20 protein-coding genes and 1 riboswitch are annotated in these 24,040 nt (G+C 71.5%); of the genes, 9 read left to right on the plus strand and 11 right to left on the minus strand.

Going from position 1 to position 24,040, the window contains the following annotated elements:
* Positions 1-78: 78 nt before the first annotated feature.
* The 4 genes from DIE22_RS06225 to DIE22_RS06240 form a co-directional block, all read right to left on the minus strand.
* The gene (locus tag DIE22_RS06225; protein WP_059524336.1) at positions 79-1,134 is read right to left on the minus strand and encodes a 3-keto-5-aminohexanoate cleavage protein; all 1,056 of its coding nucleotides are present in this window, start codon (positions 1,132-1,134) and stop codon (positions 79-81) included.
* Between the two features lie 122 nt (positions 1,135-1,256).
* Positions 1,257-2,105 carry a TauD/TfdA dioxygenase family protein gene (locus DIE22_RS06230; protein WP_124497592.1) on the minus strand — a complete coding sequence of 283 codons (849 nt, stop codon included), beginning with the start codon at positions 2,103-2,105 and terminating at the stop codon, positions 1,257-1,259.
* Positions 2,106-2,115: 10 nt separating this feature from the next.
* A complete protein-coding gene (locus tag DIE22_RS06235) occupies positions 2,116-3,096 on the minus strand; it encodes a quinone oxidoreductase family protein (protein WP_124604726.1) in 981 nt (326 codons plus the stop codon).
* A gap of 33 nt (positions 3,097-3,129) precedes the next feature.
* Positions 3,130-4,035 (minus strand): universal stress protein, encoded by a 906-nt coding sequence (locus tag DIE22_RS06240; protein ID WP_124604727.1) that lies wholly within the window; start codon positions 4,033-4,035, stop codon positions 3,130-3,132.
* 255 nt (positions 4,036-4,290) lie between these two features.
* Between DIE22_RS06240 and DIE22_RS06245 the strand changes: the two genes are divergently transcribed.
* The 3 genes from DIE22_RS06245 (at position 4,291) to DIE22_RS06255 (ending at position 9,266) form a co-directional block, all read left to right on the plus strand.
* Complete coding sequence (locus DIE22_RS06245) at positions 4,291-6,984, plus strand: LuxR C-terminal-related transcriptional regulator (RefSeq protein ID WP_124604728.1); 2,694 nt, start codon at positions 4,291-4,293, stop codon at positions 6,982-6,984.
* A gap of 247 nt (positions 6,985-7,231) precedes the next feature.
* Positions 7,232-8,356, plus strand: a complete 1,125-nt coding sequence (locus DIE22_RS06250; RefSeq protein ID WP_124604729.1) for a porin — start codon at positions 7,232-7,234, stop codon at positions 8,354-8,356.
* A gap of 205 nt (positions 8,357-8,561) precedes the next feature.
* Positions 8,562-9,266 carry a glutathione S-transferase N-terminal domain-containing protein gene (locus DIE22_RS06255; protein WP_124604730.1) on the plus strand — a complete coding sequence of 235 codons (705 nt, stop codon included), beginning with the start codon at positions 8,562-8,564 and terminating at the stop codon, positions 9,264-9,266.
* A 133-nt stretch (positions 9,267-9,399) separates the two neighbouring features.
* Here DIE22_RS06255 and DIE22_RS06260 read toward each other — a convergent pair whose 3' ends face one another.
* Positions 9,400-9,912 carry a MarR family winged helix-turn-helix transcriptional regulator gene (locus DIE22_RS06260; protein WP_124604731.1) on the minus strand — a complete coding sequence of 171 codons (513 nt, stop codon included), beginning with the start codon at positions 9,910-9,912 and terminating at the stop codon, positions 9,400-9,402.
* Between the two features lie 131 nt (positions 9,913-10,043).
* Between DIE22_RS06260 and DIE22_RS06265 the strand changes: the two genes are divergently transcribed.
* Entirely contained in the window at positions 10,044-11,240 is a 1,197-nt protein-coding gene (locus DIE22_RS06265; protein WP_124604732.1) for an MFS transporter, read from the plus strand.
* Positions 11,241-11,484: 244 nt separating this feature from the next.
* On the opposite strand, the gene cobM is transcribed toward DIE22_RS06265, so the two are convergent.
* Genes cobM through cbiE form a run of 4 tightly spaced genes read right to left on the minus strand, consistent with a single transcriptional unit; the run spans position 11,485 to position 15,308 of the window.
* Positions 11,485-12,213, minus strand: a complete 729-nt coding sequence (gene cobM / locus DIE22_RS06270; RefSeq protein ID WP_124604733.1) for a precorrin-4 C(11)-methyltransferase — start codon at positions 12,211-12,213, stop codon at positions 11,485-11,487.
* A 43-nt stretch (positions 12,214-12,256) separates the two neighbouring features.
* The gene (locus DIE22_RS06275; RefSeq protein ID WP_124604734.1) at positions 12,257-12,988 is read right to left on the minus strand and encodes a cobalt-precorrin-6A reductase; all 732 of its coding nucleotides are present in this window, start codon (positions 12,986-12,988) and stop codon (positions 12,257-12,259) included.
* Positions 12,985-14,073 (minus strand): cobalt-precorrin-5B (C(1))-methyltransferase, encoded by a 1,089-nt coding sequence (locus tag DIE22_RS06280; protein WP_124604735.1) that lies wholly within the window; start codon positions 14,071-14,073, stop codon positions 12,985-12,987. Before DIE22_RS06280 ends, DIE22_RS06275 begins: the two co-directional genes overlap by 4 nt.
* Positions 14,073-15,308, minus strand: a complete 1,236-nt coding sequence (gene cbiE / locus DIE22_RS06285) for a precorrin-6y C5,15-methyltransferase (decarboxylating) subunit CbiE (RefSeq protein WP_124604794.1) — start codon at positions 15,306-15,308, stop codon at positions 14,073-14,075. The genes DIE22_RS06280 and cbiE overlap by 1 nt, the downstream gene beginning before the upstream one ends.
* 203 nt (positions 15,309-15,511) lie before the next feature.
* Positions 15,512-15,705, plus strand: a riboswitch (cobalamin riboswitch).
* Between the two features lie 106 nt (positions 15,706-15,811).
* On the opposite strand from cbiE, the gene cobG reads away from it, so the two are divergent.
* From cobG to DIE22_RS06310, 5 genes are all read left to right on the plus strand, one after another.
* Entirely contained in the window at positions 15,812-17,173 is a 1,362-nt protein-coding gene (gene cobG, locus DIE22_RS06290) for a precorrin-3B synthase (protein ID WP_185640569.1), read from the plus strand.
* The gene (locus tag DIE22_RS06295) at positions 17,166-17,792 is read left to right on the plus strand and encodes a precorrin-8X methylmutase (protein WP_124604737.1); all 627 of its coding nucleotides are present in this window, start codon (positions 17,166-17,168) and stop codon (positions 17,790-17,792) included. Before cobG ends, DIE22_RS06295 begins: the two co-directional genes overlap by 8 nt.
* Positions 17,789-18,523: a precorrin-2 C(20)-methyltransferase gene (locus DIE22_RS06300; RefSeq protein ID WP_124497579.1), complete on the plus strand. Its 735-nt coding sequence runs from the start codon at positions 17,789-17,791 to the stop codon at positions 18,521-18,523. The genes DIE22_RS06295 and DIE22_RS06300 overlap by 4 nt, the downstream gene beginning before the upstream one ends.
* Entirely contained in the window at positions 18,520-20,229 is a 1,710-nt protein-coding gene (cobJ, locus tag DIE22_RS06305; RefSeq protein WP_124604738.1) for a precorrin-3B C(17)-methyltransferase, read from the plus strand. The genes DIE22_RS06300 and cobJ overlap by 4 nt, the downstream gene beginning before the upstream one ends.
* A 368-nt stretch (positions 20,230-20,597) precedes the next feature.
* Entirely contained in the window at positions 20,598-21,953 is a 1,356-nt protein-coding gene (locus tag DIE22_RS06310; protein ID WP_185640562.1) for a chitinase, read from the plus strand.
* 112 nt (positions 21,954-22,065) lie between these two features.
* Here the strand turns inward: DIE22_RS06310 and DIE22_RS06315 are convergent, their stop codons facing one another.
* Positions 22,066-22,809 carry an IclR family transcriptional regulator gene (locus tag DIE22_RS06315; RefSeq protein WP_124497576.1) on the minus strand — a complete coding sequence of 248 codons (744 nt, stop codon included), beginning with the start codon at positions 22,807-22,809 and terminating at the stop codon, positions 22,066-22,068.
* Positions 22,810-22,869: 60 nt separating this feature from the next.
* Positions 22,870-24,036, minus strand: a complete 1,167-nt coding sequence (locus DIE22_RS06320) for an acyl-CoA dehydrogenase family protein (RefSeq protein ID WP_124604740.1) — start codon at positions 24,034-24,036, stop codon at positions 22,870-22,872.
* Positions 24,037-24,040: the final 4 nt, after the last annotated feature.

The following is a 24,040-nucleotide window of genomic DNA, read 5'->3' on the forward strand; positions in this document are numbered from 1 at the left end:
CGCGCGCAGGGACGGGTGCCGCGCCACAACGATCGGCGGGCGGCAGCCGCGGGGGCCGCCGCCCGGTTGCGCGGCGCGTCAGGCCGCGCGCAGCGGTACGCTCAGCTGGCCCGGCCGGCGGTTCGGCGCCATCCCGAGCTGCGCGAGCGTCTCGTCGACGCCGTCGTACTGCACGCCGATCCGGTAGATCGCCTTCGCCTCCTTGCCGGTCGCGATGTCGCGGCCGAGTTCGCGCGCGATCCGCACGCATTGCTCGACCTGCTGCACCGACGTCATCCGGTTGCCCTTCTGGTCGATGATCGTGTCCTCGATCCCGCAACGCGGATGCAGGCCCAGCGCCATCGCGACCGTGTTGATCGGCAGCACGTTCTTCATCAGCGATTCGAGCGTGATGCATGCGCCGTCCGGGCAGCGCCGCACGAATTCCATGAAGTTGTACGGATTCGGGCCGTCGAAGCCGCCGCCGATGCCGACCCACGTGACGTTCAGCGGGCCGCGATAGACGCCGCGGCGGATGATCCGCTCGAGCGTCTCGAGCGCATGCATGCCGGTGAGCTGGAAATGCGGCTGGATGCCGGCCGCCTGCAGCCGGCGCAGGTGTTCGTCGACCCAGCCGGGGCCGGCCGGCACGGTCATCTCGCGGTACGCGTCCCACAGCGCGGCTTCGTTCAGCGACGTGCCGGCGATGTCCTTGCGGTTCATCAGCTCGGTGATGTTCATCTGCACGGTGTTGATCGCGACCGTCACCTGGTCGGGCTTCGGCGTCAGCTCGGCGAGCATGTGGCGCGTGTCGTCGGACAGCCATTTCGCTTCGGCGCCGTCGCCTTCCGGCGCGAACGAGATCGAGCCGCCGACCTGCAGGATCATGTCGGGCACGGCCTCGCGCAGCCGGCCGAGCAGCTCGTTGAATTTCGACAGCCGCTTGCTGCCCTTGCCGTCGAGTTCGCGCACGTGCAGGTGCAGCACCGTCGCGCCCGCGTTGTAGCAGTCGACGGCCTTCTGCACGTGCTCGTCCATCGTCACCGGAATGTCTTCCGGAAAATCGGCAGGCATCCATTCGGGGCCGTACGGCGCGACCGTGATGACCACCTTGTCCTGGTTTTCCGGGTGCAGCGAATCGTCGAGAAATTGCATGTCGTCCTCCAGTGGGAATCGTTTTATTCAAGCGTACGGGCGTGCGTATCCCGTCGCGCCGGGCGGTGGGCCCGGCGCGTTGCATGGGGTCGAGAACCGGTTACGGCGCGGGCGCGCCCGGATCAGTACGGCACGTCGCCGACGATGCCCGCGCGCTCCATCCGGCGCACGCACGGCGGGTAGTCCATCACCGCGTAATGCTGCGTGCTGCGGTTGTCCCAGATCGCGACGCTGTTCTTCTTCCAGCGCCAGCGCACCTGGTATTCGGGGATGTACGCCTGGCTGATCAGGTACTGCAGCAGCTGGCCGGCGCCGGGATTCGCGTCCTGTCCGAAGCGCACGCGCCCGGGCGTGTGGAAGTTCGTGAAATGCGTCGTGAACGCATTCACGTACAGCACCTTCTCGTCCGTTTCGGGATGCGTGCGCACGACCGGATGCTCGGCGTCCGGGTACTGCGCCTTCAACGCGAGGCGCTTGTCGATCGGCATCGCCGCGCCGAAGCTCGCCTCGATGCCGTGGCGCGCGCGCAAGTCGCCGATCTGCTGCTTCACGTGCTCCGGCAGGTGCTCGTACGCGAGCACCATGTTCGCCCACATCGTGTCGCCGCCGACCGCCGGCCCGTCGACGCAGCGCAGCACGCAGCCTAACGGCGGCGCCACGCGCCAGCTCGCATCGCTGTGCCACGCATTCTCGTAGCGGTCGTTCGGCTGGTCGGGCGACTTGTAGATCCGCACGAGCCCCGGGTGCTCGGGGTCGCTGCCGGCGACCGGATGATCCTCGAGCTCGCCGAAGCGGCGCGCGAACGCGACGTGCTCGGCGCGCGTGATGTCCTGGTCACGCAGGAACAGCACGCGATGGCGCAGCAACTGCGCGCGGATCTCGGCGAACAGGCCGTCGTCGTGCACGGCGTCGGCGAGGCTCACGTCCAGCAGCTCCGCGCCGATCGCACAGGTCAGGGGTTCGACTCGCATGCGCGTCTCCTCAGACGATGAATACCGACGAGCCCGTCGTCTTGCGCGACTCGAGGTCGCGGTGCGCCTGCGCCGCGTCCTGCAGCGCATAACGCTGGTTGATCTCGATCCGGATGCGGCCGGCCGCGACGTGCGCGAACAGTTCGCCGGCCAGGTCGTTCTTCTCGGCCGGATCGGCGATGTAGTCGGCCAGCGCCGGACGCGTCAGGTACAGCGAGCCCTTCATCGCGAGGCGCTGCGGGTCGAACGGCGGGATCGGGCCCGACGCGGTGCCGACGCAGACCATCAGCCCGCGCCGCTTCAGCGAATCGAGCGAGCCCTCGAAGGTGTCCTTGCCGACGCTGTCGAACACGACGTCGACGCCGGCGCCGTCGGTCAGTTCGCGCACGCGCTTCGCGACGTCCTCGCGGCTGTAGTCGATCGTGTGGTCGCAGCCGTGCGCGCGGGCGATCGCGGCCTTGTGTTCGCTCGACACGGTGCCGATCACCGTGAGCCCGAGCAGCTTCGCCCATTGCGACACGATCAGCCCGACGCCGCCCGCGGCCGCATGCAGCAGGATCGTGTCGCCCGGTGCGAACGCGTGGATGCGGCGCAGCAGGTAGGCCGAGGTCAGCCCGCGCATCGTCATCGCCGCGGCCGTGTCGCATGCGATGCCGGCCGGCAGCCTGACGAGCGGCGCGGCCGCGATCAGCCGTTCGGTGCTGTACGCGCCGAGCGTGTTGAGGAAGCCGGTGTAGGTCACGCGGTCGCCGACGGCGACGTTCGTCACGCCGGGGCCGACCGCCTCGACCACGCCGGCCGCCTCGACGCCGATGCCCGCCGGCAGCGGCACCGGATACAGGCCGCTGCGGAAATACGTGTCGGCGAAGTTCAGGCCGACCGCCTCGTGCCGCAGGCGCACCTGGCCGGGGCCCGGATCGCCGACCTCGACTTCTTCCCAGCGCAGCACGTCGGGGCCGCCGGTTTCGTGGAATCGCACTGCATGTGCCATCTGGTTCTCCGTAGGTATTCAGTCGGATGCGCGTCACGCATCGCCGGGTTCGTCCGCACCCGGCGGCGTCGCGGCTGCGCCGCGCGCCGGGGGCGCGTCCAGTTCGTTCCAGTCGGCCTCGCCCAGGTAGCGCCGCGCGGCCGGGAAAATCACGCCTTCGATGCGCCCCATCTGTTCGAATGCGCCGCGCGCATACCCGGCCAGTGCGGCATCGAACGCGGCCGACGGCCGCCCGTCGGCGGCGAGCCGCGCCAGCGCGTCGAGCGCGTGCGCATCGCGGTGCCGCTGGCGGTCGAGCTCGTCGAGTTCGGCCGCGGTGCACTCCGCCCGCATGCGCAATGCCGCGAACAGGCGTGCTTCCGCGGACGTGCCGAAGCGTGCGTCCTGCAGCGCCGCGAGCGATGCCAGCGCCGCCAGCGTGCCGCCCGCGTCGGCGGTCGGCCGCCTCGTGGCGTCCGGGCGTTCGCTCATCGTCATCAGTGCCTGCAGCCGCTCGCCGAGCGCGCGATGCGCGGCGAGACAGCGCGCCATCACGTGCGCCTCGGCCGGCGCATGCCGCGCCGGGCACACGAGCACCGGCACGCCGCTCGTCGCGAGCAGCAACCGCCGTTGCGCGGCTGCGCCGGCATCGGCGTCGTGCGGCAGCGCCGCGACGCCGATCAGGTCGCAGCCGAGCTCGGCGGCGAGCGCGCCGGGCGACGTGTCGCCGGCCCCCGCGATCGCATGGGACAGGCCCTGCGCCCGTGCGGCGGCTTCCACTTTCGCACCGTGTTCCGGCATCCGCGCTCCGGATAAACGCGAGTCGGGCGAGTCCGGCGCGGCGCCGGACAGCACGAACGTGACCCGCGCGCCGACCGCACGCGCCAGTTCGAGCGCATGGCCGATCGCGTCGATGCCGCCGGGCACGCCGTCGACCGTCACGAGCAGATGGCGGTACATCGTGCCGCTCCGCTTATCCGGCGCTCGGCGCGCTGCGTTGCGTGCCGGTCGATACGATGTTCATGGCCCTCTCCTCGTCGCGTTCGTCGGTTGCGTTCGTCACGCATCGGAACCCATGCTATCGACCGGGTGCCGGCGCGGCCCCACTCGTCGCGGGGGGGATTGACGCGCGAACGTGGTTCGGCCGATCCTTCCCCCCACACCCACCCCGGACGCTGGCCCACACGGCATCGCCGGAATCCGACTGCTGCCCCGATGGCCCACCCACCCGATCGCGCCGACGCGCCCCCCACCGAACTCGTGCTGAAGACGACCGCGCCGCGCGTGCCGGCGCAGCTGCTCGCGCGTGCGCGGCTGAGCCTGGCCGCGCCGGCGTTCGACGCCCGGCCCGTCACGCTCGTGCAGGCGCCGGCCGGCTACGGCAAGACCTCGCTGCTCGCGCAATGGCGCCGCGAATCGCTCGCGCTCGGCCGCGCGGTCGTGTGGCTGTCCGCCGACGAGCGCGACGACGCGCCGCGCCTGCTGCAGGGGCTCGTGCAGGCGGTGCGCACCGGGTGCGCGCGGCCCGGCTTCGGGCGCCTGATTCCGGGCGGCGCGGCGCGCGCGCTGGAGGGGCTGACCGCGTGGCTGGCCGAAGTCGCGCAGCTGTCGATCGACGCGCTGCTGATCGTCGACGACGCGGAGCGGCTGCCGGCCGCGGGCCTCGACGCGCTGACCTACGTGCTGCACAACGCGCCGCAGAACCTGCGTGTCGTTGTCGCGGCCCGGCGCGGGCTCGATCACGCGGCCGGCGACCTGCTCGCCGGCGGGCAATGCACGCTCGCCGGCCCCGACTGGCTGCGCTTCACGCTCGACGAGACGATCGCGCTGGTCGGCGCGCGCTTTGCGCAGCGGGTAGACGCCGACGCGTGCGCGCGGCTGTTCGAGCGCGTCGACGGCTGGCCGCTCGGGCTGCAGCTCGCGATGGCCGCGATGGCGCGCTCGGCCGACCCGCGCCAGGCCGTCGACGCGCTCGCCGTGCGCATGGACGGCACCCGCGACCGGCTCGTCGAGCTGCTGCTCGCGAACCTGTCCGCCGACGACACCGCGTTCCTGACGCATACCAGCGTTGCCGACCGCCTGCATCCGTCGCTGTGCGCCGCGCTGCTCGACGATGCGGACGCGCCCGACCGGCTCGCGCGGCTCGTGCGCGACACGCCGCTGTTCATCGCGTCCGACGATTCCGACTGGTGCCGGCTGCATCCGCTCGTGCGCGATACGTTGCGCGACCGTCTGGCGGCGAGCCCGGACGCGGACCGCGGCGCGCTGCATGCACGCGCGGCTGCGTGGCTCGACGCACACGGGATGACGGAGGAAGCGGCGCGTCATGCGTATGCGGCCGGCCAGGTCGAGACCGCGTACGCGCTCGCGCAGCGCTGCCTCGAGGACGCGATCAAGCAGGGCCGCATCAACGACGTGCTCGACTGGCTCGCGCTGCTGCCCGATGCGGAGCTCGACAAGCGTCCGACGCTGCGGATCGCGGTCGCCTGGGCGCTGGCGCTCGGCGAGCGCCATGTCGAGGCACGGCGCCAGATCGCCGGCATCCTGGCCGATGCCGGCACGCCGGCCGCGATGCGCTACGAATGCGCGCTGATCCTCAGCGCGGCCGCCTATTACGCCGACGAAATCGACCGTTTCGTCGAGCTGTTCGAACCGTGGGCCGACTTCACGCCGCCCGCGGCGACGTGGCTCGCGCAGATGCATGCGAACCGCCTGTCGGCACGCGCGATCATCGTCGGCGAACCGGCGCAGGCGCGCCGCTTCCAGCAGGCCGCGCCGCGCGGCGAGACGGCAGCCGGGTTCGGCTACGTCGCGCGCTGGGGCGAACTGATCACCGGTCTGAGCTACCTGTGCGAAGGCCAGATCCGGCTCGCGGACGACGCGTTGTCGCCGGCGCTCGCGCGCGCGGAAGCCGACCTCGGGCGCCGCCATCCGCTGACCTGCATGCTCGCGGCGATGTGCGCGGCGATCGCCTACGAGGCCGACCGCGTCGACCAGGCCGCCGCGCTGCTCGCGAACCGGCTCGACGTGCTCGAGCACGCGGGCACGCCCGACACCGTGCTGCTCGGCTATCGGACGGCCGCGCGCATCGCGCTGCTGCGCGGCGTCGAGCATCGCGCGATCGACCTGCTCGAGGCGCTCGATGCGATGGGCGTCGCGCGGCGGCTGCCGCGCCTGTCGGTCGCGAGCCTCGCCGAGCAGGTGCGCATTCACGCGGCGCGCTATCGCGAGGCGACCTGTCATGCGCTCGTCGAGCGGATCGATGCGATCGCCGCGGCCGAATTTCCGTCGCACGGGCCGCTGTGGCGGCGCCCGGTGGTGCTGCTGCAGGCGATGGCGCACGCGGGTGCCGCGCTTGCCGCGCGCCGCTGGGACGATGCGTGCGCGGCGCTCGACGAGGCGGCGGTGCTGGCCCGCGAGATGAACATGGGACGCGAGCGCATCGAGATCATGGCGCTCGGCGCGTTCGCGCTCGAACAGTCGGGGCACGGCGGCCGCGCGCGGCTCGACGAGGCGATGAACCTCGCGGACATGCTCGGCCTCACGCGCACGCTCGCCGACGCGCATCCGGCCGTCGCCGACTGGGCGCGCCGCGCCGGCGACGAGGCGGCCGCGGGTGACGGTCCCGTCCGGCCCGCGCAGCCGCAACCGCGCATCGTGCCGCCTGCGCCGCGCAGCACGGCCAGCCCGCGCGCGGTGCCGAGCGTCGTGCTGACACCCAAGGAGCGCGCGATCCTCGAGCTGCTCGCGCGCAACCTGTCGAACAAGGAGATCGCGGTCGCACTCGCCGTCGGCGAGGAAACCGTGAAGTGGCACCTGAAGAACCTGTTCGGCAAGCTCGACGCCAGCTCGCGCAAGCACGCGGTGCGCCGCGCGCTGGTGCTCGGGTTGCTCGAAAGCGCGCCTTAGCCGCCTGCACACGTCTGTACCGGCGTTGCCCGGCGGTTGACGGCAACCTCGTCACCGCCGCCCCCATTCAATTCTCCGCAACCCTGCCCCCCGCGCATGGGGGGGAGCGGCCGCGCGCCGTTGCGTAGTCTTTCCGCACGGCTCGCGCCGGCGTTGCACCCCGCGCCGTCCCGCCTGCCTCGATGCTTCCCCGCTTTACCCGCACGGGCTCGATCCCGTGCGGTCCATGACGATCCTGGAGACTTCGATGAAGACGAAACTGGCCGCGCTCGCGGCGCTTGCCGGCTGTTCGGCGCTCGCGCATGCGCAATCCTCCGTCACGCTGTACGGCGTGGTCGACACGGGCCTGCTGTACCAGAGCACGTCGGCCGCGTCGTTCGGCCCGAACGCGCCGAACACCGGCAAGGTGTTCCGGATGAAGGACGGCGGCATCTATTCGAGCTTCTGGGGCATCCGGGGCAGCGAGGACCTCGGCGGCGGCTACAAGGTCAACTTCAAGCTGCAGGGCTCGTTCGACAGCGGCACCGGCAGGATGCAGCTGAGCGACACGCCCGGCGCCGTCGCGATCTTCAACCAGGTCGCGTCGCTCGGCGTGTCGGGGCCGTTCGGCACGTTCACGGCCGGCCGCCAGATCGTGCCGATGATCTACGCGATGGCGGACACCGACGTGCGCAACGCGCAGTTCTTCGGCAGCGTGCTGACCGCGTGGCTCGGCCTGAACACCGCGGCCGGCTGGCCGGGGACGAGCACCAACGGCTCGATCGGCGCACTGTACGACAGCAATGCGCTCGTCTATCAGTCGCCGACCTTCGCGGGCGCGTCGATCGCGCTCGAATACGCGCCCGGCGGCGTCGCCGGGCAGTTCCAGGGCGGCACGCGCGAATCGGTCGTGCTCCGGTATGCGAACCACGGGCTCAACGCGTCGGCCGTCTACTACAACGGCCACGACACGAATCCGGCGCCGGGCACGACGCCGACCGGCGTCGACAACAACCGCTTCGTCTACGTCGGCGCGAAATACACGATTCGCGACTTCTCGGTGTCGGCGTCGTACGGCAACGGACGGAATCCCGCGCATGCGGACCGGGTGAACCTCGACATGCTGTCGGCAGGCGTCGGCTATCGCTTCACGCCCGCGCTGCAGGTCGCCTCCGCCGTGTACTACCTGAAGGACCGCAACCGCTCGGAGAACCGCTCGACGGCCGTCGTGCTCACGGCCGACTACAGCCTGTCGAAGCGGACGATGGTCTATGCGCAGGCCGGCCATGTGAACAACCGCGGCACGATGAACCAGATGCTCGTGTACGGGCAGCCGGTCGCGCCCGGGGTCGGCACGACGGCCGCGATGGTCGGGCTGCGGCACAACTTCTGACGACGAAGCGACGCACGGCGCGATGCGCGCGACTCGCGGCCGCCGTCTGCAGCGATCGCGGGGATCGGCTACAGTGGGCGTTTTCGGCGCGCCCCGCCCGCCCGTCGATGCGCGTCGTCCCGCCCCTGCCGCCGTGTCAGGGGCTGCCGGCGACGCGCGGCAGGCCGGCGGATCGCGGATCCTCCACGTTGACAAGCGAACCTTCATGCCCGATCTGTCCGCCTTCCCGATCACGAAAAAATGGCCGGCCCGCCATCCCGACCGTCTCCAGCTGTATTCGCTGCCGACGCCGAACGGCGTCAAGGTGTCGATCATGCTCGAGGAAACCGGCCTGCCGTACGAGCCGCACCTCGTGCGCTTCGACACGAACGACCAGCTGTCGCCCGAATTCCTGTCGCTGAACCCGAACAACAAGATCCCGGCGATCATCGATCCGAACGGCCCTGACGGCCGGCCGCTGCCGCTGTTCGAATCGGGCGCGATCCTGATCTATCTCGCCGACAAGACGGGCCAGCTGATCCCGAAAAACCTCGCGGGCCGCTACGAGACGATCCAGTGGGTGATGTTCCAGATGGGCGGCATCGGTCCGATGTTCGGCCAGGTCGGCTTCTTCCACAAGTTCGCCGGCCGCGACTACGAGGACAAGCGTCCGCGCGACCGCTACATCGCCGAATCGAAGCGCCTGCTCGGCGTGCTCGACGCGCATCTCGCGAACCGCAAGTGGGTGATGGGCGATACGTACACGATCGCCGACATCGCGATCTTCCCGTGGGTGCGCAACCTGGTCGGGTTCTACGAAGCGGGCGATCTCGTCGGCTTCAGCGAGTTCCGCCACGTCGCGCGGGCGCTCGAAGCGTTCGTCGCGCGTCCGGCCGTCGCGCGCGGGCTCAACATCCCGGCACGCGACTGACCCGCGCAGCGGGCGCAGGGTGTGCGGCCCGCTGTTTCTGCCGCCCGCCGCATCGCGCGGCGGGCGGAAACGCCCGCTTCTCTGCGGCGTTTGCGCGTCCCGCTCGTTCGTCCGGCGTGACGATCCGGCGGCGTCATTGTCCGGCCGACGTCGACGCGCCTGCCTCCAATCCCGCCAGCAGTTTTTCCAGCAACGCTGAAAGTTGCGCCTGCTCCGCCTCCGACAGCACAGCCAGCATCGCGCGCTGATTGTCGACGTGCGCGACCACCGCATCGTCGATCAGCGCGCGGCCGGCGTCCGTCAGCGCGACGAGCGTGCCGCGCCCGTCGGCCGGGTTCGGCCGGCGCTCGACCCAGCCGGCCTTCTGCAGCCGGTCGATCCGCGCGGTCATCCCGCCGGACGACATCATCAGCGCGTCGTACAGCGCGGTCGGCGTGAGCGCGAACGGCGCGCCGCTGCGCCGCAGCGTCGCCAGCACGTCGAATTCGCCGGGCTGCATCCCGTAGCGCGCGAACAGCGGATTGAGACCGTCGCGGGCGATCACGAGCGCGGCCTCCTGCAGCCGTCCCATCACGAGCATCGACGACGCATCCAGATCCGGGCGCTCGACGCGCCATTGCGCGAGCGCATGCGCGGCTCGATCCATTAACCCTCCTCGGCTCACCAGTTATCTTGACGTCGAGATAAATTGGCATTTATCTTGATGTCGAGATACTTTACATGAAAACGCACGACACCCCGACGGAGGGGCCGTGCACCGACATCGAGGGCCGTTCCATGAATCGTTTCGCTTCCCCCGCGTGGCGGCTTGCCGCCGTCGTGCTGGTCGGACTGAACCTGCGGCCGGCGCTGGCCGCGATCGGTCCGCTGCTCGACATGATCCAGCGTGCGACCGGCATCGGCGACGGCGCGGCGAGCCTGCTGACCACGATCCCGATCCTGCTGATGGGCCTGGGCGCGCTGAGCGCGCGGCGGCTGCAGCGTGTGACGGGGATTACCGGCGGCGTGTGGTTCGGCGTTGCGTTGATCGGATTCGCGTGCGCGTCGCGCATCGGTGCGCAGCACGCATGGCTGTTGCTGGCGAGCGCATGCTGCGCGGGCGTCGGGATCGCGATGGTGCAGGCGTTGCTGCCGGGGTTCGTGAAGGCGCATTTTGCGACGCGGATCGGCGGTGCGATGGGCGTCTATTCGACGTCGATCATGGGCGGCGCAGTGCTCGCGAGCGTCGTCGCGCCGTTTGCCGCGGCCCGCTGGGGCTGGCTCGTCGCGCTCGCGGGCTGGGCGCTGCCGGCCGCCATTGCAGCGCTCGCGTGGCCGCTGGCCAGTCGCGGCGGCGACGCACTGGCGGCCGGGCCGATGCGCGCGGCCGCTTCGACGTCGGTGGCGCACGCGCGGCCGTCGCGCTCGCCGCGCGCCTGGCGGCTCGCGATGTTCTTCGGGATCGCGACGGGCGCCTACACGCTCGTGCTGACGTGGCTGCCGCCGTACTACATGCGGCTCGGCTGGTCGCCAACGGCTGCCGGCAGCCTGCTCGGCGGCGTGACGCTCGCGGAAGTCCTCGCGGGGCTGGCGATCTCGGCGACGATCGACCGCCTGCCCGATCGCCGGCCCGCGCTGCACGCGGCGATCGTGTCGCTGCTCGTCGGATTGCTGGTGATGCTGGCTGCGCCCGACGCGCTCGCGATGCCCGCCGCGCTGCTGCTCGGTGCGGGGATCGGCGCGCTGTTCCCGCTGTCGCTGATCGTCACGGTCGACCACGCGGCGACACCGGCCGACGCCGCATCGCTGACGGGGTTCGTGCAGGGCGTCGGCTATCTGATCGCCGGGTTGTTTCCGTTCGCGGCCGGCGTCGTGCGCCAGCATCTCGCGGATCTGACGCCGGCATGGATCGCGATGGCATGCCTGTGTGTCGCGCTGTTCGCGCTTGCGGCGGGGTTTGCACCGAGGTTCGCGCGGCCTGTCGCGCGTGCGTAGGCAACCGGCGCGTCAGCCGCCTGCTTGGCGCGCCCGTTCGGCCGGGAACCGCCGACAGGCGCCGCTGCAAGTCGCACGCATCTTCGTCGCCTAGCCGGCAAACGCGGATCGCATGCCGCATGCCGTCGGCCAGTGCGCCGACCCGTTGCTCGCGGATCGGCATGAGCCGAGCGCATGGCTCGGGCGTCAGTATGCGCGTGATGTCCGCGATCGCCGCGCCGAGCGCCGGCCGGCGCGTGCGTGATCAGCCGGCGCCCGCATACAGCGTCGAATCCGCGAACCCCTCCGCATCGAGCACGCGCCCGATCAGAATCAGCGCGGTGCGCTCGATCCGTGTGCCCTGCACCTTGCCGACGATGTCGGCAAGCGTCCCGGTCACGCGCTCCTCGTCGGGCCAGCTCGCGCGATAGATCACCGCGACGGGGCACTCGGGCCCGTAATGCGGCAGCACTTCGTCGACGATCCGCGCGAGATGCCGCACGCCCAGATGGATCGCGAGCGTTGCGCGATGCGCGGCGAGCGCGCCGAGCGCTTCGCCTTCCGGCATCGTCGTCTTGCCCGCGAAGCGCGTGAGGATCACCGTCTGCGCGACGCCGGGCAGCGTCAGCTCGACGCCGAGCGAGGCCGCGCACGCGGCCGTGGCCGTCACGCCCGGCACGATTTCATACGGAATCCCGAGCGCGTTCAGGCGGCGGATCTGTTCGCCGATCGCACCGTACAGCGAGGGATCGCCCGAATGCACGCGTGCCACATCCTGCCCGTTCGCATGCGCGTCGGCGAGCAGCGCGACGATCGCGTCGAGGTCGAGTTCGGCCGTATTGACGACCTGTTCCGCGCGATGGCCGTCGAGCACGGCCGGCGGCACGAGCGAGCCCGCATACAGGATCACCGGGCACGTGCGCACGAGGCGCTGCCCCTTCACCGTGATCAGCTCCGGGTCGCCAGGGCCCGCGCCGATGAAATACACCGTCATCGAAAAATCTCCGTCAATTCATGGGGCAGCCGGTCGCGCCGCATCACGCGCGCGCGGCCGGGTCGAGCGCGTCGAGCAGTGCGGCGACCGAGTCGAACGCGCGATCGGCGTCGGGCAGCGACGGCCGTTTCAGCATCACGACCGGCAGCCTGCGTTCGCGCGCGACGTCGAGCTTGGCCTCGGTCGCGGCGCCGCCGCTGTTCTTGCTGACGACGACGTCGATGCCCGCGAGTGCGAACAGCGCGCGTTCGCCGTCGAGCGTGAACGGACCGCGCGCGGCGACGATCTGCGCGCGCGCGTTGCCGGGATGCGCGTCGAGGCAGCGCACCAGCCAGAACTGGTGCGGCGGGATCGCGTCGAGATGCGCGAGCGGTTCGCGGCCGAGCGTGAACAGCGGCCGCCGGAACGGCGCGAGCGCGGCTTCGATGCCGGCCCAGTCGTCGACCATTCGCCAGTCGTCGCCGGGCCCCGGCGTCCACGGCGCGCGGCGCAGCGCCCACAGTGGCACGCCCGCGTCGCGCGCGGCGGCTGCTGCGTTCGCGCTGATTTGCGCGGCGTACGGATGCGTCGCGTCGATCACGAGGCCGATGCCGGCGCTGCGCAGATACGCGGCCAGCCCCGCCGCCCCGCCGAAGCCGCCGACGCGGACGTCGCAGCGCAGATCGTCGGGCACCTTGCCGAGGCCCGCGAGGCTATAGACGTGTCGCGGACCGAGCGCGCGTGCGATCTTCAGCGCGTCGCCGGTGCCGCCGAGCAGCAGGATGCGCGCGCTCATCGTGCGCGCCCGACGAAGCGGCCCTGCCGGTCGATCGCGAACATCTCGACCACGACCGATGCCGGCACGATGTCGCGCGCGACCCGCAGCGCGTGCGCGCAGACGATGTCGCCGAGCGGCACGCCGTCGGCGTGCGCGAGCTTCAGCGCTTCCTGGCTGGTGTTCGCCGCGCGCATCGCGGCCTGCAGCGCCTCGTTCGCGCCGGCCTCGGCCGCCCACTGCGCGAGCAGCGCCAGGTCGATGCTCGAATGCCGGCTGTGCAGGTCGAGATGGCCGGCCGCGAGCTTGCTGAGCTTGCCGAAGCCGCCGCACATCGACAGCCGTGCGACCGGCGCGCGGCGCAGGTGCTTCAGCACCGCGCCGGCGAAATCGCCCATCTCGATCAGCGCCATGTCGGGCAGGCCGTAGTGCGCGCGCATCGCATCCTCGCTCGCGTTGCCGGTGCACGCGGCGATATGCGCGATGCCGTTCGCGCGTGCGACGTCGATGCCCTGGTGGATCGATGCGATGTACGCCGAGCACGAGAACGGCCGCACGATGCCGGTCGTGCCGAGGATCGACAGCCCGCCGACGATGCCGAGACGCGGGTTCATCGTCTTCAGCGCCAGCGCCTCGCCGCCCTCGACGCCGATCGTCACGTCGAAGCCGCCTGCGTAGCCGTATTCGGCCGCGAGCGCGTCGAGGTGCATGGTCATCATCTGGCGCGGCACCGGATTGATCGCCGGTTCGCCGACCGGCAGCGTGAGTCCCGCGCGCGTGACGGTGCCGACACCCGGCCCGGCATGAAAACGCACGCCGGGCGCGGCCGACAGCGCGACGCGCGCGAAGATCAGCGCGCCGTGCGTGACGTCCGGATCGTCGCCGGCATCCTTGATGGTGCCGGCCTCGGCGCCGTCGGCCGTGGTCCGGCAGAACGCGAGCCGCATCATCACGTGCTGTCCCTTCGGCAACACGATCTCGACCGCATCGACCGCGCGGCCCGCGAGCAGCAGGCGCGCGGCGGCGAGCGACGTCGCGGTCGCGCAACTGCCGGTCGTATAGCCGAACCGCAGCGGTGCCGGTTGTTCGGGGGTTTCGTCGCGCATCACGCGAGATCCGGGAGGTCCGTTGCCGCGGCATCGGGCTTGCGCACGTCGTACAGCGTGACCGGCAACGGCTGCCGCCACGTGTCGAAGCGGCCGAGCGGCTCGGCGTGCGCGAGCGATACGCGTGTGAGCGTGCCGCCATGCGCGTCGCGCCATGCGGCGAGCGCCAGCTCGCCCTGCAGCGTGACCGCGTTCGCGACGAGCCGGCCGCCGGGCTTCAGCGCCGACCAGCACGCATCGAGCACGCCCGGCGCGGTCGCGCCGCCGCCGATGAAGATCGCATCGGGCGCGGCGAGCCCCGCGAGCGCATCGGGCGCGCGCCCCGCGACGAGTTGCAGGCCCGGCACGCCGAGCGCGTCGCGGTTGTGTTCGATGAAGCGCTGCCGCTCCGCATGCGACTCGATCGCGATCGCCTGGCACGACGGATGCGCGCGCATCCATTCGATGCCGATCGAGCCGCTGCCCGCGCCGACGTCCCACAACAGTTCGCCGGGCGCGGGCGCGAGGCGGCCGAGCGTCAGCGCGCGCATGTCGCGCTTGGTGAGCTGGCCGTCGTGGCGGTACGCGTCGTCCGGCAGGCCGGGCGTGAGGGCGCGGCGCGGCGCATCGGGGCCGGCCCGGCAGTCGAGCGCGACGAGGTTGAGCGCGGCGGTTTCGGCGATGTGCCAGTCTTGCGCGAGGCCGTCGAGACGCCGCTCGAGCGGGCCGCCGAGATGCTCGAACACGCTGATGCGCGTCGGGCCGAAGCCGCGCGCGGCGAGTTCGGCCGCGACCGTGGCCGGCGTGCGGCCGTCGGCGCTCAGCACGAACAGGCGCCGGCCCGGCAGCAGGTGGCGCGCGAGCGTCGCGAGCGGCCGGCCGACGAGCGACACCGCGCCGACGTCCTGCAGCGCCCAGCCGAGCCGCGCGGCCGCCAGCGACAGCGACGACGGGGCGGGCAGCACGCGCCATTCGTCAGGGGATAGTTCGCGCGCAAGCGTGGCGCCGACGCCGAACAGCATCGGGTCGCCGCTCGCCAGCACGCAGACGGGCGTGCCGCGCCGCGCGAGCAGGCCCGACAGGTCGAACGGCGACGGCCATGGCTCGCGCGCGGCCGGCAGCCGCGCCGGCAGCATGTCGAGGTGCCGCTTCGCGCCGACGACCCGCGTCGCCTCGAGCAGCGCGCGCCGCGCGCTGCGTCCGAGCCCCGCGTAGCCGTCGTCGCCGATGCCCACTACCGTCAGCCACGCCGTCATGCACCCTTCCCCATCGTCCGGTTCCATCGCGTCGCCGCACGGCGGCCGTGAAGGCGCCGGCGCGGACGTCCGCATTGCGAAAGTCGGCATGGTACCGTGTTCCTCCGCGCGTTTCATCTGCGGGCCCACCGGTGCCGGGTCGCGTTCCGCTTCGGACACGGAGCCATTCGGCGGTCGCGAAGCGCCGGTGAAATCGGGTATCCTACGGCCGTTCGTTCGCCGGTGCCCTTCGGGGCCGAAGAGGGAACACAGGGCGCGCCGCGCGCCGCTGTGGCTGCCCCCGCAACTGTAGACAGCGAGCCGATCTCCCCCCCTCATGCCACTGGTTTCACCGGGAAGGCCGGGAGCCGGCGCCGACCTGTCAGCCAGGAGACCTGCCGGCCTGAAAGTGCGTGCGTGCCAGTCGGCGTCGGGCGGGGTGTACCGATGCGTTGGCCGCGGCGCGACACTGTCCCGGTATCCCGTTGAGTTCCGCCCCCGTTTCGATTCCTGCGTCGCCCGTCGTGCGCCCATCGGCTTGCCCGGGGCTCGTGCGCGTCGTCGCGGCCGCCGACGGCGGGCTGTGCCGGATCAAGCTGCCGGGCGGCCGGCTCGACGCGCGGCAGGCACGCGCGATCGCCGCCGCGGCGCGCGCCTGCGGCTCCGGCGCGATCGACGCGACCAATCGCGCGAATCTCCAGCTGCGCGGCATTCGCGATGGCGCGGCCGATCCGCTGGCCAGCGCCCTGCTCGACGCGGGGCTCGGCCCGCGCACGCGCGCCGGCGATGCCGCCGGCGACCGGGCCGCGCTAGCCTCGAGCGACGACGTCCGCAACCTGATGCTCAGCCCGCTCGCCGGGCTCGATCCCGCCGCGCTGCTCGACAGCCGCGCACTCGCGCTGCCGTTGCTCGACATGCTGACGCACGAGCCGCGCCGCGGCGCGCTGTCGCCGAAATTCTCGATCCAGCTCGACGGCGGCGAATCGGTCGCGGCGCTCGATCATCCGCACGACATCTGGCTCGCCGCGCGGCGTCGCGGCGACGGCGCGGTCCGCATCGCCGCGGGCCTGGCCGGCTGTCCGCCGGTCTCGTCCGACGATTCGCCCGCTTCGTTCGACGTGGCGCCGGACCAGGCCGTCGCGCTCGTCCGCGCGTTGCTGCTCGCCTTCCTCGATCTTGCGCCGGCCGACGTCACGCGGATGCGCGCGTTGCTCGCGACGGGCGGCGAACGCGCGTTGCGCGCGCGCGCGCAGCACTACGTCCCCTTCCCGCTCGAGACCGATCCGGCGCTGGCCGGCTGGCGGCGCATGCAGGCGGATGCCGCGCTGCGTTTCGGCGCGCGGCCGTCGCTCGACACGGCGCGCTGCAGCGTCGGCGCGCAGTTCGTGCTCGGCCGGCTCGACGCGACGCAACTGGAGCGGCTCGCGGCACTGGCCGAAGCCGAAGGCGACGCCACGCTATCGATGACGCCGTGGCAAGGCGTGTTCGTGCACGGCGTGCGGCACGCACGCGCGCCGGCCGTGCTCGATGCGCTCGCGTCGCTCGGCCTGGTGTGCACGACATCCGACCCGCTGGCGGCGCTGGTGGCGTGCACCGGGAGCGCGGGCTGCGCGAAGTCGCGCGCTGATACGAAACACGATGCACGCGCGCTGGCCGCGCGCGTCGGCCATCCGGTCGACGTGCACCTGACCGGCTGCGAGCGCCACTGTGCGCTGCCGCACCCGGCGACGCACACGCTCGTCGCCGTCGCGCCCGCACGCTACGACCTTTACCGGCGCGCCGCCGCCGCGGGCCTCGGCGCCCCGCTCGCGCGCCATCTGACGATTGACCAGGCCGCGGCCCGACTGACGGGCGCGCGGCACAGCCAGGACACCACCGATGCTTGACTACATTCGCGACGGGCAGGAAATCTACCGCCAGTCGTTCGCGACGATCCGCGCCGAGGCCGACCTGTCGCAGGTTCCGCCCGATCTCGAGAAACTCGCGGTGCGCGTGATCCACGCGTGCGGGATGGTCGATGTCGCCTACGACCTGCGCTTTTCGGCCGGCGCCGGCACGGCGGGCCGCGCGGCGCTCGCGGCCGGCGCGCCGATCCTGTGCGACGCGCGGATGGTCGCCGAAGGCATCACGCGCGCGCGGCTGCCGGCCGGCAATCGCGTGACCTGCACGCTCGGCGAACCGGACGTGCCTGAGCTCGCGCGGCGTCTCGGCAACACGCGCTCGGCCGCGGCGCTCGAACTGTGGCGCCCGCATCTGGCCGGCAGCGTCGTCGTGATCGGCAACGCACCGACCGCGCTGTTCCACCTGCTCGACATGATCGACGCCGGCGCGCCGCGCCCCGCGTTGATCCTCGGCTTTCCGGTCGGCTTCATCGGCGCGGCCGAGTCGAAGGCGATGCTCGACGCGGACAGCCGCGGCGTGCCGTACGTCACGCTGCTCGGCCGGCGCGGCGGCAGCGCGATGGCGGCCGCCGCGGTCAACGCGCTCGCGACGGAGGCCGAATGACGGCCCCGCGCGGACGCCTGTTCGGGGTCGGCGTCGGCCCCGGCGACCCCGAGCTGATGACGATCAAGGCGCTGCGCGTGCTGCAGGCCGCGCCGGTGGTCGCGTATTTCGTCGCGAAGGGCAAGAAAGGCAATGCCTATGGAATCGTCGAAGCGCACCTGCTCGATGCGCAGACGCAACTGCCGCTCGTCTATCCGGTGACGACCGAGGCACTGCCGCCGCCGCTCTGCTACGAGACGGTGATCGCCGACTTCTACGACACGGCCGCTGAAATCGTCGCGTCGCATCTCGACGCCGGGCGCGACGTCGCGGTGATCTGCGAAGGCGATCCGTTCTTCTACGGGTCCTACATGTACCTGCACGATCGCCTCGCGCCGCGCTACGACACCGAAGTGATCCCGGGCGTGTGCGCGATGCTCGGCGGCACGGCCGTGCTCGGCCAGCCGCTCGTCTATCGCAACCAGAGCCTGTCGGTGCTGTCCGGCGTGCTGCCGGAAGACGAATTGCGCGTGCGGCTCGCGCAGGCCGACGCGGCCGTCGTGATGAAACTCGGCCGCAACTTCGACAAGGTGCGGCGCGTGCTCGACGAACTCGGGCTCGCGAAGCGCGCGCTGTACGTCGAGCGCGCGACGATGGCGACCCAGCGCATCGTGCCGCTCGACGACGTCGATCCGATGGCGTCGCCGTATTTTTCGCTGCTCGTCGTGCCGGGGGAAAAATGGCAAGGATGACGACTCCGCCCGCGATCGTGATTCTCGGCGCGGGCGCGCTCGATACCGCGCGGCGCATCCAGGCGCGTTATCCGGGGGCGCTCGTGCACGGGCTCGCGTCGCGCGTCGACGCCGACGTGCCGTTCGACGAACTCGGCGCGCACCTGCGCGGGCTTTACGCGCGCGGCCTGCCGATCGTCGCGCTGTGCGCGGCCGGCATCGTGATCCGTTGCGTCGCGCCCGCGCTGGCCGACAAGGGTGTCGAACCGCCCGTGCTCGCGGTCGCGGAAGACGGCTCGGCCGTCGTGCCGCTGCTCGGCGGACTGACGGGCGTCAACCTGGTCGCGCGCGAAATCGCCGAATGCCTGGGCGTCGCCCCGGCGATCACGACGAGCGGCGAACTGCGCTTCGGCGCGTGCGTGCTCAATCCGCCCGACGGCTATGCGCTTGCCGATCTCCAGCAAGGCAAGCGGTTCGTGTCGGACCTGCTCGCGGGTGCGGCCACGCGCATCGACGGCGCGGCACCATGGCTCGACGACGTCGCGCTGCCGCGCGACGACGCGGCAGCGCATGCGATCCGCGTGACGCCCGATGCGTGGCGCGGCGCGCGCGACGAACTCGTGATCCATCCGCGCAGCGTCGTGGTCGGCATCGACGCACGTGGCGTGCGGGCCGATGTGTCGCCGTCGCTCGCCGAACGCATCGACGCGCTGCTGGACGCACACGGCCTCGCGCGGCTGGCGCTCGCCGCGCTCGTCGCGCCAACGACGTTGCTCGGCGATGCGCGGGTCGAAGCGGCGGCGCACACGCTGGGCGTGCCGCTGCGCTTCACCGATGTCGAAGGCGACACCGATGCCGCCGCCGTGCTCGGCAGCACGTTGCGCGTGGCACACACGGTGCGTGCAACCTCCGGCGGCCTCGCGTGCGCGGTCGCTGCGCAACCCGTCGATCCCGCCGCGCTCGGCCGTGCGCGCGGCCGCCTGACGGTGTTGGGCCTCGGCCCGGGCGATGCCGCGTGGCTCACGCCCGCCGCGCGCAGCGCGCTCGCGGAAGCGACCGATATCCTCGGCTATTCGACCTACGTGACGATGGCCGGCCCGTTCCGCGCGGACCAGCGCGTACACGGCACCGACAATCGCGAGGAAATGCAGCGTGCGCGCCATGCGTTCGAACTGGCGGCCCAAGGCCGGCGCGTTGCGGTCGTGTCGTCGGGCGACCCGGGCGTGTTCGCGATGGCCGCGGCCGTGCTCGAAGCGCTCGACGAAGCGCGCGACCCGCACTGGGCCGCGGTCGAGCTGCGCGTCGAACCCGGCGTATCGGCGTCGCTCGCGACCGCCGCGCAGGCCGGCGCGCCGCTCGGCCACGATTTCTGCGCGATCTCGCTGTCGGACAACCTGAAGCCGTGGGACGTGATCGAGACGCGCCTGCGGCATGCGGCGCAAGCCGATCTGGTGATGGCGTTCTACAACCCGATCTCGCGTGCGCGGCCGTGGCAGCTCGATCGTGCGCTCGATGCCGTGCGCGCGCATCGCGCGGCCGATACGGTCGTCGTGCTCGGCCGCGATATCGGGCGACCCGGCGCGACGCTCGTGACGACGACCCTCGGCGCGCTGCGCAGCGATCAGGTCGACATGCGCACGATGGTGATCGTCGGCTCGTCGACGACGCGGCGTTTCGCGATCGGCGACGGCCGCGAGTGGGTGTATACGCCGCGTTGGTATCGCTGAATGCGGCCGCGCAACGCGCGGCCGGCGCACATCGCGCGATGTCGGTGATCCGCATGCCGGCCTGCGTTGCCGGTTCGCCGTTACCGGTTCATGCATGCGCCGGCCGTGCCCGGCGGCACGGGTCGCGCGTCGCGCGCGTCAGCTTCACCGCGCCATCGGGTGGAAAAATCGCCCGCCCCGCGTTTCGACATGCGCGCGAATCGGCAAGATTGTTACGTGTCGAGAATCGAATAACGAAAAGAACACCTAAGTATTCACGATCCGGCGCGAATCCTCCAAGATGAGCACGCCGCCGGCCGGGCATGCCCGGTCGCCCGCCCGGCGGCGATACGCGGGCCAGCGTATCCCTCTTCCACTTGGAGAACACAATGAACAACAACGTGTTGCCGCGATTCAACCCGCGCGCGCTTGCCGCGGGCTGCCTGCTCGCCGTGGCGAGCGTGTCCCATGGCGCCGGCGCCTATGCGCCCTTCGTCGACGTGACGCTCTACCCGACGCCGCTCGTCGACCGGATCGGCGTCCAGCAAGGCATCCAGCAGTTCACGCTCGCGTTCGTGGTCGCGGGCAGCGGCTGCGCGCCGTCCTGGGGCGGCGTGCAGCCGATCGGCAATGGCGCGGGCGGCGATCTGCTCGCGTCGCTGTCGACGTCGATCGCGAGCTATCGCGCGAAAGGCGGCGAGATCGCCGTCTCGTTCGGCGGCGCGAACGGCACGCCGCTGATGCAGGCGTGCTCGACCGTTCCCGCACTGAAGACGGCCTACCAGACCGTGATCGACACCTACGGCCTCACGCATGTCGACTTCGACATCGAGGGCGCGTCGCAGCAGGACGGCGCCGCCGTCGCCCGCAACTTCCAGGCGCTCGCGCAACTGCAGTCCGACTACGCGGCGAAAGGCAAGCCGCTGCACGTGACGCTGACGCTGCCGACGATGCCGACCGGGCTCACGCAGGATGGCGTGAACGTCGTCACCGCGGCCATCGCGAACAAGGTCGCGTTCGACGCGGTGAACCTGATGACGATGAACTACGGCCCCGCGAACATCGACATGGGCGCGGCCGCGATCAGCGCCGCGCAGGCACTCTACGCGCAGCTCGACACGGCGTTCAAGTCGGCGGGCCAGCCGAAGACCGGCGCTCAACTTTGGCAGATGGTGGGCGTCACGCCGATGATCGGGATGAACGACGTGCAGGGCGAAACCTTCACGCTCGCGAATGCGCAGGGCGTGCTGAATGCGGCGATCGGCAACGGCTACGGTTTCTTCGGCAACTGGTCGGTCGGCCGCGATCGGCCGTGCCCGAACAACGGCGCGTATGTGGCGCCGACCTGCTCGGGCATCGTGCAGCAGCCATACGCGTTCGCGGCGATCTTCCGCAAGCTCGACGGCAAGTGGGGTACGGGCGTCACGCAGGATCCGAACTATGGAGGCGGCTCCGACGGCGGCACGCCGCAGCCCGGCGCACCCTGGTCGGCCGGCCAGGTCTATACGGCCGGCGCGACGGTCACGTACCAGGGCACGACGTACCAGGCGCAATGGTGGACGCAGGGCGACGTGCCTGGCCAGGCGAGCGTGTGGAAAGCGATCGGCGGCGGCACGGCAACGTGGTCGGCAACGACCGCGTACCAGGGTGGCACGTGCGTGATGTACCAAGGTGCGAAATACTGCGCGAAATGGTGGACGCAAGGCGACAACCCGAGCGCCGGCGGCGTGTGGGTGAAGTCGTGACGCCGGCACGCGCCGGCGCGTGACATGCCGGCCGCGGCCGTTCCCGGGCGCTGTCCGGCGCCACGGCGAACGGCCGCCGAAGCAGGCGCCCCGCCCTGCTTCGCGGCCCTTGCTAGCCGCGCCCCTGCTCGGCCAGCAGCCGCGCCTTCGCATCGACCAGCAGCACCGCATGCGTATCGCGATGCTGGCGGATCCGCTCGGTCGGCCCGACGACCGACAGCCCGTACCAGTCGCCGTCGAGCGTCAGCGCGACCGCGATCGCCGACAGCTCGGGCGCGCTTTCGCCGAAGTTCTCGGCCCAGCCGAGTGCGCGAAACCGCGCGGTTTGTGCGACGAGCGCCGGCAGGTCGGTCACCGTCGCATCGGTGAAGCGTTCGAACGAAAGCTGCGCGCCGAGCGCCTGCTGCGCATCGCTCGCGAGTTCCGCGAAGATCGCCTTGCCGATCGAGTTCGCATGCAGCGGGCGCAGCTCGCCCGGCTGGCGCGTATAGCGGATCGCCTGCTCGGACTCGACGACGTCGAGATACGTGACCGACGCGCCGTGGATCTTGCCGAGCACGGCCGTCTCGCGGCTGGCATCGCGCAGCGCGACCAGATGCGGATGCACGATGTCGACGACGGGATCGGTCGCGTCGATCGCGGCGGCGATCGTCTGCAGGCGCCGCGTGGGGTAGTAGCCGCCGCGCTTGCGCACCTCGTACAGATAGCCGCGGCTCACGAGCGTGCGCGCCATCGCCAGGCAGCTCGACGCCGGCACATTGAGCAGGCGCGCGAGTTCGGTGAGCGGCAGCGGCCGCCGTTCGGCGGCGAACAGCTCGAACAGGTCGAGCGTGCGGGCAACGAGTTTGACGTCCATGACGAGCGCTTGATTCGGAACGGGAAACCGCGCGCCGGGCCGGCCGCCGGGTCGGTACGGTCAGTACGACTTCGGCAGCCCGAGCACCTTCTCCGCGATGTAGCACAGGATCAGTTGCGGACTCACGGGCGCGAGCCTCGGAATCATACACTCGCGCAGGTAGCGCTCGACATGGTATTCCTTCGCGTAGCCCATCCCGCCGTGCGTCGCGATCGCCGTCTGGCACGCCTGGAACGCGGCTTCCGCGCCGAGGTACTTCGCGGCGTTCGCCTCGGCCCCGCACGACTGCCCCGCGTCGTAGCGCGTCGCGGCCTTCATCACCATCAGCCACGCGGCCTCGAGCTGCATCCACGCCTGCGCGAGCGGATGCTGGATCGACTGGTTCTGCCCGATCGGCCGGCCGAACACGACACGCTCGCACGCATACTGCGTCGCGCGCCGCAGCGCGGCCTGCCCGAGCCCGATCGCCTCGGCGGCGATCAGGATCCGCTCGGGGTTCAGCCCGTGCAGCAGGTAGCGGAAGCCGTCGCCCTCGTTGCCGATCAGGTCGTCGCGCGGCACGCGCAGGTTGTCGATGAACAGCATGTTCGAATCGACGGCCTTGCGGCCCATTTTCTCGATCTCGCGCACCTCGACGCGCGAACGGTCGAGGTCGGTGTAGAACAGGCTCAGCCCGTCGGTCGGCTTCGCGACCTGGTCGAGCGGCGTCGTGCGCGCGATGATCAGCATCTTGTTCGCGACCTGCGCGGTCGAGATCCAGATCTTGCGGCCGCTCAGCACGTAATGGTCGCCGTCGCGGCGCGCCTGGGTGCTCAGGTGCGTCGTGTCGAGGCCCGCGTCGGGCTCGGTCACCGCGAAGCAGGCCTTGTCGCGTCCGGCGATCAGCGGCGGCAGGAAGCGCGCCTTCTGCGCGTCGTTGCCGAACACCTGCACCGGGTTCAGCCCGAAGATGTTCATGTGGACGGCCGAGGCGCCGGACAGGCCGGCGCCCGACGCGCTGATCGCGCGCATCATCAGCGCGGCCTCGGTCATCCCGAGCCCGGCGCCGCCGTGGGCCGGGTCCATCGCGATGCCGAGCCAGCCGGCCTCGGCGAGCGCCGCGTGGAAGTCGGACGGAAACCCGCCCGCGCGATCGCGTTCGAGCCAGTAATCGTCGCCGAAGCGTTCGCAGATTTTCTCGATCGCGCTTTCGATCGCGCGCTGGTCGTCGGTCAGGTCGAACTGCATGGAT

The sequence above is a fragment of the Burkholderia sp. Bp9142 genome (genome assembly GCF_003853415.1).
GTDB lineage: Bacteria > Pseudomonadota > Gammaproteobacteria > Burkholderiales > Burkholderiaceae > Burkholderia.

Bases quoted from the DNA above. Each gene is read 5' to 3' on its own strand.
- DIE22_RS06225 (WP_059524336.1), bottom strand. From the start codon at position 1,134: ATGCAATTTCTCGACGATTCGCTGCACCCGGAAAACCAGGACAAGGTG.
- DIE22_RS06230 (WP_124497592.1), bottom strand. From the start codon at position 2,105: ATGCGAGTCGAACCCCTGACCTGTGCGATCGGCGCGGAGCTGCTGGAC.
- DIE22_RS06235 (WP_124604726.1), bottom strand. From the start codon at position 3,096: ATGGCACATGCAGTGCGATTCCACGAAACCGGCGGCCCCGACGTGCTG.
- DIE22_RS06240 (WP_124604727.1), bottom strand. From the start codon at position 4,035: ATGTACCGCCATCTGCTCGTGACGGTCGACGGCGTGCCCGGCGGCATC.
- DIE22_RS06245 (WP_124604728.1), top strand. From the start codon at position 4,291: ATGGCCCACCCACCCGATCGCGCCGACGCGCCCCCCACCGAACTCGTG.
- DIE22_RS06250 (WP_124604729.1), top strand. From the start codon at position 7,232: ATGAAGACGAAACTGGCCGCGCTCGCGGCGCTTGCCGGCTGTTCGGCG.
- DIE22_RS06255 (WP_124604730.1), top strand. From the start codon at position 8,562: ATGCCCGATCTGTCCGCCTTCCCGATCACGAAAAAATGGCCGGCCCGC.
- DIE22_RS06260 (WP_124604731.1), bottom strand. From the start codon at position 9,912: ATGGATCGAGCCGCGCATGCGCTCGCGCAATGGCGCGTCGAGCGCCCG.
- DIE22_RS06265 (WP_124604732.1), top strand. From the start codon at position 10,044: ATGAATCGTTTCGCTTCCCCCGCGTGGCGGCTTGCCGCCGTCGTGCTG.
- cobM (WP_124604733.1), bottom strand. From the start codon at position 12,213: ATGACGGTGTATTTCATCGGCGCGGGCCCTGGCGACCCGGAGCTGATC.
- DIE22_RS06275 (WP_124604734.1), bottom strand. From the start codon at position 12,988: ATGAGCGCGCGCATCCTGCTGCTCGGCGGCACCGGCGACGCGCTGAAG.
- DIE22_RS06280 (WP_124604735.1), bottom strand. From the start codon at position 14,073: ATGCGCGACGAAACCCCCGAACAACCGGCACCGCTGCGGTTCGGCTAT.
- cbiE (WP_124604794.1), bottom strand. From the start codon at position 15,308: ATGACGGCGTGGCTGACGGTAGTGGGCATCGGCGACGACGGCTACGCG.
- DIE22_RS06295 (WP_124604737.1), top strand. From the start codon at position 17,166: ATGCTTGACTACATTCGCGACGGGCAGGAAATCTACCGCCAGTCGTTC.
- DIE22_RS06300 (WP_124497579.1), top strand. From the start codon at position 17,789: ATGACGGCCCCGCGCGGACGCCTGTTCGGGGTCGGCGTCGGCCCCGGC.
- cobJ (WP_124604738.1), top strand. From the start codon at position 18,520: ATGACGACTCCGCCCGCGATCGTGATTCTCGGCGCGGGCGCGCTCGAT.
- DIE22_RS06310 (WP_185640562.1), top strand. From the start codon at position 20,598: ATGAACAACAACGTGTTGCCGCGATTCAACCCGCGCGCGCTTGCCGCG.
- DIE22_RS06315 (WP_124497576.1), bottom strand. From the start codon at position 22,809: ATGGACGTCAAACTCGTTGCCCGCACGCTCGACCTGTTCGAGCTGTTC.
- DIE22_RS06320 (WP_124604740.1), bottom strand. From the start codon at position 24,036: ATGCAGTTCGACCTGACCGACGACCAGCGCGCGATCGAAAGCGCGATC.